The sequence below is a fragment of the Metabacillus idriensis genome (assembly GCF_050483325.1).
Taxonomy (GTDB): Bacteria; Bacillota; Bacilli; order Bacillales; family Bacillaceae; genus Bacillus_P; species Bacillus_P idriensis_A.
Genome location: NZ_JBCMYF010000034.1, coordinates 1 through 12,897, shown reverse-complemented (window position 1 = coordinate 12,897; position 12,897 = coordinate 1). Strand labels below are relative to the sequence as shown.

Here is a 12,897-nt window from a genome sequence, read left to right as displayed (position 1 = left end):
GGGGATGGACATGAATATTTATGTAATCATGAAGAAAACGTTTGATACGGAAGAAAAAATAACGCTTCAAAACGGGAAAATCAATGAAGATGGCGCAGAATTCATTATTAATCCTTATGATGAGTATGCGATTGAAGAAGCGATTCAGCTTCGCGATGCAAACAGCGGCGAAGTAACAGTTGTGACAATCGGCGGGGAAGAAGCCGAAAAGGAATTGCGCACAGCACTTGCAATGGGGTGTGACAAGGCTGTATTAATAAATACGGAAGATGATCTTGAAGATGGAGATCAATTCACAACGTCTAAAATTCTTGCTGAATTCTTCAAAGATAAAGATGCAGATCTTATTTTAGGAGGAAATGTTGCGATTGACGGAGGATCTGGACAAGTAGGACCTCGTCTGGCTGAGCTTTTGGATATTCCTTATGTAACAACGATTACAAAGCTTGAGATTGATGGAAACAAAGCGACAGTCGTCCGCGATGTTGAAGGTGATTCAGAAGTTATTGAAACCACATTGCCGCTGCTTGTTACAGCACAGCAAGGTCTGAATGAACCGCGCTATCCTTCTTTGCCGGGTATCATGAAAGCAAAGAAAAAGCCATTGGATGAACTGGAACTGGATGATCTTGATCTTGAAGAAGATGATGTTCTTCCAAAAACAAAAACAATCGAAATTTATATGCCGCCTAAAAAAGAAGCGGGTAAAGTACTTCAAGGCGATTTAGATGCACAGGTGAAGGAATTGGTATCTCTTCTTCGCAACGAAGCAAAAGTAATCTAAGTATTTACCTAAAAAGCAGATTTTTCAATCAAACGTAAAACAGGGGGACTTTATAATGGCAAGAAAAGTGCTGGTATTGGGAGAAGTACGCGATCAATCTTTGCGCAACGTGTCTTTTGAGGCGATTGCAGCAGGTAAAACGATATCTGAAGGCGGCGAGGTAACAGCAGTTTTAGTTGGCGACAGTGTAGCAGCTTTGGCTGAAGAAATGATTCATTATGGTGCAGACCGCGTCATTACAGTTGAAGACGAAAAATTGAAAACGTATACACCTGACGGCTATTCACAGGCATTGCTTGCTGTTATCGAAGCCGAAAAACCGGAAGGACTTGTGTTCGGACATACAGCTCTTGGAAAAGACTTATCACCGAAAATCGCTGCAAAGATTGGATCCGGATTAATTTCAGATGCTACAGATCTAGAAGCTGCAGGCGGAAATGCGGTGTTCACTCGTCCGATCTATTCAGGAAAAGCTTTCGAGAAAAAGATTGTGACAGATGGAACGATTTTTGCAACAATAAGACCAAATAACATTGCTCCTCTTGAAAAGGATGAAACAAGAACGGGTGAAGTTTCATCTGTTTCAGTGGAGATCAAAGATCTTCGCACAATTGTAAAAGAAGTGGTGCGCAAAGCAACAGAAGGTGTTGATCTTTCAGAAGCTAAAGTCATTGTAGCCGGCGGACGCGGAGTAAAAAGCACAGACGGATTTAATCCGCTGAAGGAGTTATCAGATGTTCTCGGCGGAGCGGTCGGAGCTTCCCGCGGCGCTTGTGATGCTGATTACTGCGACTACTCGCTGCAAATCGGCCAAACAGGAAAAGTTGTCACTCCTGACTTGTACATTGCATGCGGTATTTCTGGAGCGATCCAGCATTTAGCCGGTATGTCTAACTCAAAGATTATTGTTGCCATTAACAAAGATCCTGAAGCGAACATCTTCAAAGTAGCCGATTATGGCATTGTCGGAGATTTATTTGAAGTTGTACCGATGCTGACGGAAGAGTTTAAGAAATTAAAAGTTCATTCTTGATTCCTAAAAACACGCTCTCAGCGGCGTGTTTTTACTTTGAATGAAAAAATGTTTTTCATCACAAAGTAAGGGAAAAGGAATAGTAAGCAAAAAATTAGCAGGTCACATTCTTTAATGCTATACTTTAGGCATCACTTGAACAATTAGGAGGAAAATATAATGGCAATTACAAATGTAACAGATCAAACTTTTACAGCTGAAACTAGCGAAGGTGTCGTACTGGCAGACTTTTGGGCTCCTTGGTGCGGACCTTGCAAAATGATTGCACCGGTTCTTGAAGAGCTTGATCAGGAACTAGGCGATAAAGTGAAAATCGTTAAGCTCGATGTTGACGAAAACCAAGAAACTGCAGGCAAATACGGAGTTATGAGTATTCCAACATTGCTTGTTTTCAAAAACGGCGAAGTTGTAGACAAAACAGTTGGCTTCCAGCCTAAAGAAGCTCTAGCTGATCTATTAAATAAACACGCATAATTATTATGGAGTGTAGATCCGGTATTCCGGATCTTTTTTTATGTCTTTTTACAGGCCATTACCTGAAAAAATTGTCAATTATTGCTCAGGAAATGATTTGGTGCTTAGGACCTGTTTTTCCTGGGATTCAGAAGTGCTTTTATGGAAAGGTATTATTCGTAAGCCTTGTTTGAGGCAAAGCTGTGGAGCCTCCCATCCTCCCCGCGGAAAGCAAGTGGCTGGAGCGGAAAGAAACGGACAACATTTTTATTTAAAATCTATGGGAAAACAGCCGAAAGAAAAGAATCCCCGGAGGCAAACAAAAGACTACAGCCCTCTTAAATGGTACAATAAGGGGAATAACTTGCCGCTTTTGGCCGGTGCTTATTCTGCGCTAAACTTCAAGGGAACGGAGTGTCTGCTATGGAACAATTAATAAAAGAAAAGCTGGCACTTCTGCCAGATCAGCCGGGCTGTTATTTAATGAAAGACCGTTTCGGAACGATTATTTATGTAGGAAAAGCAAAGGTCCTTAAAAACAGGGTGCGATCTTACTTTTCAGGTTCACATGACGGGAAAACACAACGGCTCGTAATTGAGATCAGGGATTTTGAGTATATCGTCACGTCTTCAAATATTGAGGCGCTGATTTTAGAATTAAATTTAATAAAAAAACATGATCCTAAATACAATGTCATGCTTAAGGATGACAAAACGTATCCTTTTATAAAAATTACAAATGAACGGCACCCTCGCCTGATTGTTACGAGAAATGTCAAAAAAGATAATGGGAAGTATTTCGGTCCATATCCGAACGTACAGGCGGCCAGAGAGACCAAAAAGCTGCTGGACCGTCTTTATCCGCTCAGAAAATGTACAACGCTTCCTGATAAAGTTTGTCTTTACTATCATATCGGACAATGTTTGGCCCCCTGTGTCTATAAGGTAACACAGGAGCAAAACCGGCAAATGGTCGATGAAATGTCCCGTTTCTTAAAAGGCGGCTTTAAGCAGATTAAAGAAGAACTTTCAAAGAAGATGCTTGCAGCTGCTGAGAATCTGGATTTTGAACGGGCAAAAGAATACCGTGATTCCATTGCGCATATAGATGCGACCATGGAAAAACAGAAAATGACGCTGAATGATTTTGTCGATCGTGATGTTTTTGGCTATTCCTATGATAAAGGCTGGATGTGTGTTCAGGTTTTCTTCATCCGTCAGGGTAAATTGATTGAGCGTGATATTGCCATGTTTCCGCTTTACCAGGAGCCCGAGGAAGAATTTTTAACGTTTCTTGGCCAGTTTTACTCAAAAAACAATCATATTCTGCCTAAAGAAATACTGCTGCCTGAAAGCGTGGATCGTGAAATGGCAGAACAGCTTCTTCATGTTTCAGCAACTCATCCTAAACGCGGAAAGAAAAAGGACCTGGTGCTGCTTGCACACCAGAATGCCAAAATCGCATTAAAAGAAAAATTCTCGCTGATTGAACGTGATGAAGAGAGAACGATCAAAGCAATTGATCAGCTTGGTGAAAAAATGGGAATCTATACACCGGCAAGAATTGAAGCATTTGATAATTCAAACATACAAGGAACAGATCCTGTTTCGGCGATGATTGTCTTCATAGATGGCAAGCCCGCCAAAAAAGAGTATCGGAAGTATAAAATTAAAACAGTGCAAGGACCAGATGATTACGAATCAATGCGTGAAGTTGTCCGCAGAAGGTACACGCGCGTGTTAAAAGAGGAGCTGCCGCTTCCTGATTTGATTATCATTGACGGAGGAAAAGGGCATCTGGCTGCGGCTCAGGATGTACTTGAAAATGAACTCGGTTTATCAATCCCTGTCGCAGGTCTTGTAAAGGATGAGAAGCATCGGACTTCAAATTTAATGATTGGCAGCCCTCCAGCTGTCATTGAACTTGAACGCAACAGCCAGGAGTTTTATCTGCTGCAGCGCATTCAGGATGAAGTGCATCGGTTTGCGATTACTTTTCACAGGCAGACAAGAGGAAAAACAGCCTTTCAATCGATTCTGGATGATATACCGGGAGTCGGGGAAAAGCGGCGCAAAACGTTGCTCAAGCATTTCGGTTCTGTTAAAAAAATGAAAGATGCAAGCCTTGAAGAGCTGATGGCTGCAGGGATTCCGGCAAACACGGCACAGCTTATTGCAGAAAAATTGAAAGAATAGATTGCACAAAGACAAATTCTTTGCTACAATTCTAACTAATTTGATAACCAGATCGTTTAGTTCGTTAAATGATGGTAGAGGTGCGAACTTCAAGAGTAGCCCTTCTGAGGAAAATGGAATCCTTTGAAGATGGGTGAAAGGGGAGAGTCGCCGAAGCAAAAAAAGAGCCATTGCTTTCTTTTGCTGGTTTTGCGTTTAATAGACGTAAAATTGTCAGGAAGATGCATTTTCCTGGAGCGCTATCTCATTGTATGAATGAAGTTCCATTATTCGTTTATGCAAGCAATGAGATAGAGAATCTCATTGCTTTTTTTGCGTTTTCTGAGATTCTCCCTTTTACCTGCTGACGATCAATATAAACTTGAAAGGCGAGAGGCTGATATGGGTTTAGTTGTACAAAAATTTGGAGGCACATCTGTTGGATCTCCGGAAAAAATCATGAATGCTGCAAGAAGAGCAATAGAAGAAAAAAATAATGGAAATGATGTCGCAGTTGTTGTTTCAGCAATGGGGAAAACAACGGATCATTTAGTTTCACTGGCAGCTGAAATCACACAAAAACCAAGCAAGCGCGAAATGGATATGCTGCTGTCAACTGGTGAACAAGTAACGATATCTCTTTTGACGATGGCTCTTCAGGCACAAGGATACGATGCTGTTTCTTACACTGGCTGGCAGGCCGGAATAAAGACTGAAAATGTCCACAGCAATGCGAGAATTTCAGGGATTGATTCAGAAAAAATTAAGAACCAGCTCCAAGCTGGAAAAATCGTTGTTGTTGCAGGCTTTCAGGGACTTGCAGACGGACAGGAAATAACGACACTGGGCCGCGGAGGTTCAGATACAACAGCTGTTGCGCTGGCCGCTTCTCTTAAAGCTGATAAATGCGATATTTATACGGACGTAACAGGCGTCTATACGACAGATCCCCGCTTTGTAAAAAACGCAAGAAAATTAGACGGCATCTCTTATGATGAAATGCTTGAGCTTGCTAATCTTGGAGCAGTCGTTCTCCATCCCCGGGCAGTAGAATTTGCAAAAAACTACGGAGTCCCTTTGGAAGTCAGATCCAGCTCAGAAAAAGAAAGAGGCACGTTAATTGAGGAGGAAACAAAGATGGAACAGAATTTAGTTGTTAGAGGAATTGCTTTTGAAGATCAAGTATCAAGAATAACCGTTTGCGGTTTGCCGAGCGGTCTGAGAACCCTGTCTACCATTTTTAAAACACTTGCCAGCCACGGAATTAATGTAGATATTATTATTCAAAGTTCAACAGAGAGCAGCCTCGCATCTTTATCTTTTTCTGTGAAAACAGGTGATGTGGAAGAAACGGTTCACGTCCTTGAAACCTATCAATCAGAACTTGGCTTTGAAAAAATAGAATCAGAAGGCGGCCTTTCAAAAGTATCGATCGTCGGATCCGGCATGGTATCAAATCCGGGTGTGGCGGCAGAAATGTTCGATGTTCTTGCCCAAGAAGGAATTGAAGTGAAAATGGTCAGCACGTCTGAAATTAAAGTGTCCACTGTTATCAGCCATGCTGATATGGTGAAAGCCGTTGAAGCGCTTCATGATGCCTTTGAATTATCACAGCAGCCTGCACAGGTTCTCTAATCACAATATAAAAAAAGGGGTGGGTATAATTAATACCCATCCCTTTAATCGTTGCCGAATTCCATGTCTTTGTAGTCCCATTTCACTGTAAAATGCACTTTATCCGCACGTTTTTTTACTTGTTCATAAGTCTCTGTAATCTGCTTGTTCATCCGCTGCACCTGCTGGGCGAGAAATCCCGCTTCCAGCTGAAAAGAAGGCTCTTTCATCGTTTTGAATCTTGTTTTAATCAGTTCGCTCTCAAGCTGAAATTCCATTTCATCTTTTTTCTTATGTACCAATGAAAGAGTTCCAAAGCCGGCTAATGAAAAGAAAGCTATAAGCTCTTCAATTGATTCTGCAGGATATTTGCGCGCAAGGCTCTTGCCTGCCCAGTAAAGCATAGATGCAGACTCGCTTCCAAGTATATCCGGAATAAGCACCTCACGCAGCAGCTCATAGGCGAATGCGGGCACTTGCATGTCCCTCAGCTGCGTCAAATCGATTTGTTCGCTGGTTTTTTTCACATTTTTCCCCTCTTTCTGACTTTATTATATATCAAGTTGGGCGGGTAAGAACATGTAATAAAAGTAAATTACAAGCTCTAATAACACGTTGAAAGTATTTCAGGAAAATAAAAATAGGGAGAAAATAAGATTTGTCACAAAATTAAAATTTATGAACGCGTTTTCTTGACGCTGTAACTCGTTGGGAGTACAATAAATTTGTCACATTTTATCATACAATGTTTATTTTTTTAAAAGACTGCCGGGAATAGGAGAAACATTAAAAAAAAGATTTTAAGATTACTAGGGGGTTATGTTGAGATGGCTGGAAACAGAGAGTATTTGAACCGAAGACTTCATTCTTTGCTTGGAGTTATTCCGGTTGGCGTCTTCTTAATTCAGCATCTTGTTGTAAATAACTTTGCAACAAGAGGAGAAGAAGCATTTAATAATGCTGCACATTTTATGGAAAGCTTGCCATTTAGAGTTGTTCTCGAAACTTTTATTATATTCCTGCCGCTTTTATACCATGCGATCTATGGAATTTACATTGCGTTTACAGCTAAAAATAACGTAAGCAAGTTTGGCTACTTCCGCAACTGGATGTTTATGCTTCAAAGGATTTCTGGCGTAATTACACTGATCTTTGTATCCTGGCATGTATGGGAAACAAGAATTGCAGCCGCTTTTGGCGCTGAAGTGAATTTTGACATGATGGCCTCCATTTTCAGTAATCCATTCATGATTGTATTTTATGTTGTCGGTGTCGTTTCAACGATTTTCCACTTTGCAAACGGTCTGTGGTCATTTGCTGTGAGCTGGGGAATTACTGTGACACCAAGATCTCAGCTGATCTCAACTTATGTGACGATCGCACTTTTCCTAGCATTATCTTACGTTGGAGTCAGCACAATTTTTGCATTTGTTTAATAGGTAATAGAATCAAAGGGAGTGGGCCAGATGAGTAAAGGTAGAATAATAGTCGTCGGTGGTGGCTTAGCGGGCCTAATGGCTACGATCAAAGCTGCAGAAACTGGCGTTCATGTAGATTTATTTTCTTTAGTTCCAGTAAAACGCTCTCATTCGGTTTGTGCTCAGGGCGGAATCAACGGAGCGGTTAACACAAAAGGGGAAGGCGATTCTCCATGGGAGCATTTCGATGATACAGTATACGGAGGGGACTTCCTGGCAAACCAGCCTCCTGTAAAAGCAATGTGCGAAGCAGCGCCTTCCATTATCCATTTGCTTGACCGGATGGGAGTTATGTTCAACCGTACTCCTGAAGGTCTTCTTGACTTCCGCCGCTTCGGAGGCACGCAGCATCACCGTACAGCGTTTGCCGGAGCAACAACTGGCCAGCAGCTGCTTTATGCACTTGATGAGCAGGTGCGCCGCTATGAGGTTGCCGGGCTGGTAACGAAGTATGAGGGCTGGGAATTCCTTGGGGCTGTTGTCGATGATGATGGCGTATGCCGCGGTATAACTGGTCAGGACTTAACGACAATGGAGATGAAAGCATTCCGTTCAGATGCCGTTATTATGGCAACAGGCGGACCTGGAATCATTTTCGGAAAATCAACAAACTCTGTCATTAACACAGGATCAGCTGCTTCAATCGTCTATCAGCAGGGTGTGCATTATGCCAATGGAGAATTCATTCAAATTCACCCAACAGCAATACCCGGAGACGATAAGCTTCGCCTGATGAGTGAGTCGGCACGCGGAGAAGGCGGCCGTGTCTGGACGTATAAAGACGGTAAGCCTTGGTACTTCCTTGAGGAAAAATATCCTGCATACGGAAACCTTGTGCCTCGTGATATTGCAACACGCGAAATTTTTGATGTGTGTGTATCACAAAAGCTTGGAATCAATGGAGAAAACATGGTTTACCTTGATCTCTCTCATAAAGATCCGAAAGAGCTTGATATCAAACTTGGCGGAATCATTGAAATCTATGAAAAATTCATGGGTGATGATCCCCGCAAGCTTCCAATGAAAATCTTCCCGGCTGTTCATTATTCCATGGGCGGACTTTGGGTGGATTATGATCAAATGACGAATATCCCTGGACTATTTGCAGCAGGAGAGTGTGACTACTCGATGCACGGAGCCAACCGTTTAGGAGCGAATTCATTGCTGTCTGCCATCTACGGCGGAATGGTTGCAGGACCTAAAGCAGTCGAATATGTGAGCGGTCTTGATGTATCTGCTGAAGATCTTTCTTCTTCATTATTTGACGGTCATGTGAAACAGGAAGAAGAAAAATGGCAGAACATCATGAACTTAAATGGAACTGAAAATGCATATGTTCTTCATAAAGAGCTTGGCGAATGGATGACGGACAATGTAACGGTTGTCCGCTACAATGATAAATTGCTTAAAACAGATGAAAAAATTCAAGAGCTACTTGAAAGATATGAAAATATCAACATTAATGATACAGCTAAATGGAGCAACCAGGGGGCGACGTTTACCCGTCAGCTGCAAAACATGCTTCAAATGTCCCGTGTTGTTACACTTGGCGCATATAACCGCAATGAAAGCCGCGGTGCTCATTACAAACCGGACTTCCCTGAACGAAATGACGAGGAATTCCTAAAAACGACTATGGCCACATTTGCCGGTCCAAAAGCTGCTCCTAAGTTCCATTATGAAGAAGTGGACGTCAGCTTAATTGAACCGCGTAAACGCGACTATTCGAAGAAGAAAAAGGGGGAATAAAAAATGAACAGTGAAAAGAAAGTAGTTCGTTTTATTATTACTCGCCAAGATCAGCCTGGTGCTGCCCCTTATGATGAAACATTCGAGATTCCTTATCGTCCAAATATGAACGTGATTTCTGCATTGATGGAAATCAGACGGAATCCTGTTGACTCACAAGGGAAAGAAACGACTCCGATTACATGGGATATGAACTGTCTCGAAGAGGTGTGCGGAGCATGCTCTATGGTAATCAACGGCAAACCGCGCCAGTCCTGTACGGCCCTTGTTGACCAGCTTGAGCAGCCGATTCGTCTTCAGCCGATGAGAACATTTCCTGTAGTCCGCGACCTTCAGGTTGACCGCAGCAGAATGTTCGATTCCCTGAAAAAAGTAAAGGCCTGGATACCGATTGATGGAACCTATGACTTAGGCCCTGGCCCGCGTATGCCTGAGAAAAAACGTCAATGGGCATATGAATTATCAAAATGCATGACTTGCGGTGTCTGCCTTGAGGCATGTCCGAATGTAAACAGTAATTCAGATTTCATCGGACCAGCTCCGCTTTCACAAGTTCGTCTGTTTAATGCTCACCCAACAGGTGCATTAAATAAAGCAGAACGTCTCGAGTCCCTTATGGGTGACGGAGGTCTTGCAAATTGCGGAAACTCTCAAAACTGTGTGCAGTCATGTCCTAAAGGAATTCCTTTAACAACATCAATTGCTGCGCTCAATAGAGATACAACGTTCCAGGCTTTCCGTAATTTCTTTGGAAGCGATCAAGTCTAAAACTCAGATATTCAGGCAGTAATCAGCGGATATCAGTTAATAAGAAAACACCTCTTCCTTTCGATGAAGAGGTGTTTTTTCACTTAAACATGAAAAGAGGAAAGAATCATGAAACAAATCTCATACATACAGCTGCCCATCAAAGAATGGAAGGATACTTTTTCTTTTTATTTTCAGGTAAAAGTTCGTTTTTCAGAAACGGATATGTTCGGACATATGAACAATACGGCACCAATTTCATATTTTGAAGAAGCGCGCATTGAATTCTTTAAGCACGCAGGTCTTATGGAAAATTGGCTGAAAAAAGACGGAGAGCTGATTCCTGTCGTTGCGGATATTCAGTGTGATTACGTCAAACAGGTCTTTTTTGATGAGAAAATCCGCCTATATGTAAAAGTTGCATCAATCGGGAATTCATCAATGGATCTGCATTATTGTGCGGCGAATGAAAAAAATGAAGTTTGTTTTACAGGACGAGGCACCGTTGTGCAAATATCCAAATACAATGGAAAAAGTGTACCGTTTCTGGAAGTGGAGAAAAAGATGCTAGCTCAAACTGCCATATTTGCCACTTGAAAATTAGACACGGAATTTCTTGCTTTCAACTAAGATTCCTGTCACCGCCATTACAGTGTGCACATACTATATGTTGACTAATCTTATACCCATTCGTTAGATCGGCTCGCACCTAGCAAGGAGGGTTACAATTCTTGAAAGAGAAAGAGTTTCAATCAAAGCCATTACTCACAAAGAGAGAGAGAGAAGTATTCGAATTATTAGTTCAAGACAAAACAACGAAAGAAATAGCGGGCGAGCTCTTTATTAGTGAAAAGACAGTTCGAAACCATATTTCCAATGCGATGCAAAAGCTTGGTGTCAAGGGGAGATCGCAAGCTGTTGTTGAGCTCCTTCGTATGGGTGAACTTGAGCTCTAATACGTACCGGCTGACCTTGATTTAAGGGTAGCCGGTTATTATTTCTGTGCAGAAAAACCGGGCTGCGCTCAAATCTGACAATTCCATTCCTTATTTTTCAAATCGGACATCTAAAATATGAAACTTGCAATTTTACGCGAAAACATAGAGAATGGATATGATACGCACATTCTTACTGTTAAGTTGCGTTCCGTGCGGTCAGATTGAATGAGTGAGGGTTGCTGATGACAGTTCATAATGATGTAGTAAGTGATAAAATGGTCGCTGATATGGAGAAATCCCTGAGACATATTTCTGTTATGGTTAAACAGAAGGGAAGGGAGATCCTTAATCAATTTCCGATTACACCGCCTCAATTCGTAGCGCTTCAATGGCTTTCCGAACATGGCGACATGACAGTCGGTGAATTATCTAATAAAATGTACCTTGCATGCAGCACCACAACAGATCTTGTTGACCGAATGGAAAAAAACAAACTGGTGGTAAGGATTAAAGACCCGAATGACCGAAGGGTTGTGAGAGTGCATTTGCTTGAAGAAGGCCAGCGCATCATTGAAGAAGTTATACAAAAGCGTCAACAATACTTAAAAAATGTAATCAAAAATTATGATATGCAGGAAATCATCCAGCTTGAAAGCTCATTATTGAAATTACACCTAGAAATGAGAGAAGAATGAGGCGATTTTTTGAACAGAGCAATCGGCGTCATTGATTCCGGTGTCGGCGGGCTGACCGTTGCACGCGAAATCATGAGGCAGTTACCAAACGAAGACATCATCTACTTAGGTGATACGGCGAGATGTCCATATGGACCGAGACCGCTTGAAGAGGTAAGGTCATTTACTTGGCAAATGACAAATTATCTTTTGTCAAATCACTATATAAAAATGCTAGTGATCGCCTGCAATACAGCAACAGCCATAGCTTTGCAGGAAATCCAGGACGAGCTTGATATTCCTGTAGTAGGCGTCGTTTTCCCTGGAGCAAGAACAGCGATTAAAGTCACCAGAAACAATCATATCGGCATAATTGGAACAGTTAATACAGTTGCAAGCCGCGCTTATGAGAAGGCTCTTAAAACGATTAAGAAGACAGTTGAAGTCGAGAGCTTGGCGTGCCCTGCATTTGTTCCGCTTGTAGAAAGCGGAGATTATGAAAACGATTATGCTGTATCCATCGTACGTGAATCTCTTTTTCCTTTAAAAGATCAGCCGATTGATACACTTATTCTTGGCTGTACACATTACCCGGTCTTAAAGACGTTAATTGAGGATTATATGGGTCCCAAGGTGAAAATTATCAGCTCTGGGGATGAAACAGCCCGTGAAGTCAGTACGATCCTGTCTTATAAAGAAGCATTGAATGAGACGCAGGAAGAGAATCATCATTTGTTTTTAACGACTGGTTCAAAGGAGCTTTTCCAGAGGATTGCTTCTCAGCTGTTTGAACAGCCTGTTGAAAATGTAAAATCTATAACACTGTAAAAAGAGGAGCCGATTCCCGGTTCCTTTTTTTAATGTTATCCAGCTCCACCCCTAAACTTCTGGACCAGAACAAATTCCTCCAATTAATTTGGAAACCCCATGAATTAATTCCAAAACCCCTCCAATTAATTCGGAAACCTCATGAATTAATTCCAAAACTCCATCAATTAATTTGGGAACCCCATCAATTCGTTATTGACTCCTCGGTCTGTGAACAGGTGATTCCGCTTTTCTCGTTGTCCAGCTCCATCGCCCAGCTCCTCGGCCAGAACGGCTCATCCAGCAAAGGCAAAAAGCGCCTTCACTGGCGGATCCTTATCTGTCTGTCGGAGCTAAACGGGCGATTCCGCTTTTCTCGTTGTCCAGCTCCATCGCCCAGCTCCTCGGCCAGAACGGACCCGTCTGTAAAGGCAAAAAGCGCCTT

Annotated in this window: 13 protein-coding genes and 1 riboswitch; of the genes, 12 read left to right on the top strand and 1 reads right to left on the bottom strand. The window is 42.1% G+C overall.

Going from position 1 to position 12,897, the window contains the following annotated elements; translation table 11 throughout:
- The first annotated feature begins 10 nt into the window (after window positions 1-10).
- From ABEQ24_RS20190 to ABEQ24_RS20170, 5 genes are all read left to right on the top strand, one after another.
- Entirely contained in the window at window positions 11-784 is a 774-nt protein-coding gene (locus ABEQ24_RS20190) for an electron transfer flavoprotein subunit beta/FixA family protein (RefSeq protein ID WP_430008463.1), read from the top strand.
- 55 nt (window positions 785-839) lie between these two features.
- Window positions 840-1,817 carry an electron transfer flavoprotein subunit alpha/FixB family protein gene (locus tag ABEQ24_RS20185; protein WP_430008462.1) on the top strand — a complete coding sequence of 326 codons (978 nt, stop codon included), beginning with the start codon at window positions 840-842 and terminating at the stop codon, window positions 1,815-1,817.
- 159 nt (window positions 1,818-1,976) lie between these two features.
- On the top strand, window positions 1,977-2,291 hold the full coding sequence (trxA, locus tag ABEQ24_RS20180) for a thioredoxin (protein WP_070876361.1): 315 nt from the start codon (window positions 1,977-1,979) through the stop codon (window positions 2,289-2,291).
- A 402-nt stretch (window positions 2,292-2,693) separates the two neighbouring features.
- Window positions 2,694-4,466 (top strand): excinuclease ABC subunit UvrC, encoded by a 1,773-nt coding sequence (gene uvrC / locus ABEQ24_RS20175; RefSeq protein ID WP_430008461.1) that lies wholly within the window; start codon window positions 2,694-2,696, stop codon window positions 4,464-4,466.
- 67 nt (window positions 4,467-4,533) lie between these two features.
- A riboswitch (Lysine riboswitch) is annotated at window positions 4,534-4,716 on the top strand.
- Between the two features lie 131 nt (window positions 4,717-4,847).
- Entirely contained in the window at window positions 4,848-6,080 is a 1,233-nt protein-coding gene (locus ABEQ24_RS20170) for an aspartate kinase (protein WP_430008460.1), read from the top strand.
- 44 nt (window positions 6,081-6,124) lie between these two features.
- Here the strand turns inward: ABEQ24_RS20170 and ABEQ24_RS20165 are convergent, their stop codons facing one another.
- Window positions 6,125-6,541, bottom strand: a complete 417-nt coding sequence (locus tag ABEQ24_RS20165; protein ID WP_430008476.1) for a YslB family protein — start codon at window positions 6,539-6,541, stop codon at window positions 6,125-6,127.
- Window positions 6,542-6,886: 345 nt separating this feature from the next.
- Between ABEQ24_RS20165 and ABEQ24_RS20160 the strand changes: the two genes are divergently transcribed.
- The 7 genes from ABEQ24_RS20160 (at window position 6,887) to racE (ending at window position 12,473) form a co-directional block, all read left to right on the top strand.
- Window positions 6,887-7,495 (top strand): succinate dehydrogenase cytochrome b558 subunit, encoded by a 609-nt coding sequence (locus tag ABEQ24_RS20160; protein ID WP_070876365.1) that lies wholly within the window; start codon window positions 6,887-6,889, stop codon window positions 7,493-7,495.
- A gap of 30 nt (window positions 7,496-7,525) precedes the next feature.
- Window positions 7,526-9,286, top strand: coding sequence for a succinate dehydrogenase flavoprotein subunit (sdhA, locus tag ABEQ24_RS20155; RefSeq protein ID WP_430008459.1), 1,761 nt, complete (start codon window positions 7,526-7,528; stop codon window positions 9,284-9,286).
- A gap of 3 nt (window positions 9,287-9,289) precedes the next feature.
- A complete protein-coding gene (sdhB, locus tag ABEQ24_RS20150) occupies window positions 9,290-10,054 on the top strand; it encodes a succinate dehydrogenase iron-sulfur subunit (protein ID WP_430008458.1) in 765 nt (254 codons plus the stop codon).
- Between the two features lie 108 nt (window positions 10,055-10,162).
- A complete protein-coding gene (locus tag ABEQ24_RS20145) occupies window positions 10,163-10,630 on the top strand; it encodes an acyl-CoA thioesterase (RefSeq protein ID WP_430008457.1) in 468 nt (155 codons plus the stop codon).
- A 134-nt stretch (window positions 10,631-10,764) separates the two neighbouring features.
- Window positions 10,765-10,989: a spore germination transcription factor GerE gene (gene gerE, locus ABEQ24_RS20140; protein ID WP_029279253.1), complete on the top strand. Its 225-nt coding sequence runs from the start codon at window positions 10,765-10,767 to the stop codon at window positions 10,987-10,989.
- 224 nt (window positions 10,990-11,213) lie between these two features.
- On the top strand, window positions 11,214-11,666 hold the full coding sequence (locus ABEQ24_RS20135; RefSeq protein ID WP_154319093.1) for a MarR family winged helix-turn-helix transcriptional regulator: 453 nt from the start codon (window positions 11,214-11,216) through the stop codon (window positions 11,664-11,666).
- Window positions 11,667-11,675: 9 nt separating this feature from the next.
- Complete coding sequence (gene racE, locus ABEQ24_RS20130) at window positions 11,676-12,473, top strand: glutamate racemase (RefSeq protein WP_430008456.1); 798 nt, start codon at window positions 11,676-11,678, stop codon at window positions 12,471-12,473.
- The last annotated feature ends 424 nt before the right edge of the window (window positions 12,474-12,897 follow it).